The sequence below is a fragment of the Cupriavidus sp. FW305-46 genome, assembly GCF_058787075.1.
The window spans coordinates 1-1,943 of record NZ_JBYSZI010000126.1; the positions used below are offsets into that span (position 1 = coordinate 1).

General features: G+C 54.4%; 2 rRNA genes (1 of these 2 running past the window's edge). Both read right to left on the reverse strand.

Going from position 1 to position 1,943, the window contains the following annotated elements:
* Window positions 1-6: 6 nt before the first annotated feature.
* Window positions 7-119: ribosomal RNA gene (rrf, locus tag AC3WON_RS30920) — 5S ribosomal RNA — on the reverse strand.
* A gap of 113 nt (window positions 120-232) precedes the next feature.
* A 23S ribosomal RNA gene (locus AC3WON_RS30925) occupies window positions 233-1,943 on the reverse strand; it runs 1,260 nt beyond the window's last position.

Below are 1,943 nucleotides of genomic sequence, written 5' to 3' on the forward strand. Positions count from 1 at the left end.
ATAAGAGCCTGGCGATGACCTACTTTCACACGGGAATCCGCACTATCATCGGCGCGGAGCTGTTTCACGGACCTGTTCGGGATGGGAAGGGGTGGTTCCAGCTCGCTATGGTCACCAGGCATGAGGGGTTGCAGCGCTGAGGTTGAGGTCAACGCTGCGAATAGGGATGTAGTTGGGGTTGTGCGTATCTGGCACAAGGCGATCGACTCACCAGGCAAAACACACTGGTTATAGGATCAAGCCTTACGGGCAATTAGTACTGGTTAGCTTAACGCATTACTGCGCTTCCACACCCAGCCTATCAACGTCCTGGTCTCGAACGACCCTTCAAGGAGGTCAAGCCTCCAGGGAATCCTCATCTTCAGGCGAGTTTCCCGCTTAGATGCTTTCAGCGGTTATCTCTTCCGTACATAGCTACCCTGCGATGCCTCTGGCGAGACAACAGGTACACCAGCGGTACGTCCACTCCGGTCCTCTCGTACTAGGAGCAGCCCCCGTCAAGATTCCAACGCCCACGGCAGATAGGGACCAAACTGTCTCACGACGTTTTAAACCCAGCTCACGTACCTCTTTAAATGGCGAACAGCCATACCCTTGGGACCGGCTACAGCCCCAGGATGAGATGAGCCGACATCGAGGTGCCAAACACCGCCGTCGATATGAACTCTTGGGCGGTATCAGCCTGTTATCCCCAGAGTACCTTTTATCCGTTGAGCGATGGCCCTTCCATTCAGAACCACCGGATCACTATGTCCTGCTTTCGCACCTGCTCGACTTGTCGGTCTCGCAGTTAAGCACGCTTTTGCCATTGCACTTTAGGTACGATGTCCGACCGTACCAAGCGTACCTTCGAACTCCTCCGTTACACTTTGGGAGGAGACCGCCCCAGTCAAACTGCCTACCATGCACTGTCCCCGACCCGGATTCACGGGTCAAGGTTAGAACCTCAAACAAACCAGGGTGGTATTTCAAGGACGGCTCCACGTGAACTAGCGTCCACGCTTCAAAGCCTCCCACCTATCCTACACAGATCGGTTCAAAGTCCAATGCAAAGCTACAGTAAAGGTTCATGGGGTCTTTCCGTCTAGCCGCGGGGAGATTGCATCATCACAAACACTTCAACTTCGCTGAGTCTCGGGAGGAGACAGTGTGGCCATCGTTACGCCATTCGTGCAGGTCGGAACTTACCCGACAAGGAATTTCGCTACCTTAGGACCGTTATAGTTACGGCCGCCGTTTACCGGGACTTCAATCAAGAGCTTGCACCCCATCATTTAATCTTCCGGCACCGGGCAGGCGTCACACCCTATACGTCCACTTTCGTGTTTGCAGAGTGCTGTGTTTTTATTAAACAGTCGCAGCCACCATTTTATTGCAACCCCTTCACCCTTCTGGCGCAGGCCAGTCAAGCTACCAGGGCGTACCTTATCCCGAAGTTACGGTACCAATTTGCCGAGTTCCTTCTCCCGAGTTCTCTCAAGCGCCTTAGAATACTCATCTCGCCCACCTGTGTCGGTTTGCGGTACGGTCTCGTATGACTGAAGCTTAGAGGCTTTTCTTGGAACCACTTCCAATTGCTTCGCAGCACTAGGCCGCTCGCCCCACATCCTTGAATCCCGCGCCCGGATTTGCCTGAGCGCCTTCTCCAATGCAGGGACCGGGACTTCCAACACCCGGACAACCTTCCGCGATCCGTCCCCCCATCGCATCATACGACGGTGCAGGAATATTAACCTGCTTCCCATCAGCTACGCATCTCTGCCTCGCCTTAGGGGCCGACTCACCCTACGCCGATGAACGTTGCGTAGGAAACCTTGGGCTTACGGCGAGGGGGCCTTTCACCCCCTTTATCGCTACTCATGTCAGCATTCGCACTTCTGATACCTCCAGCATCCTTTACAAGACACCTTCACAGGCTTACAGAACGCTCTCCTACCACGCAC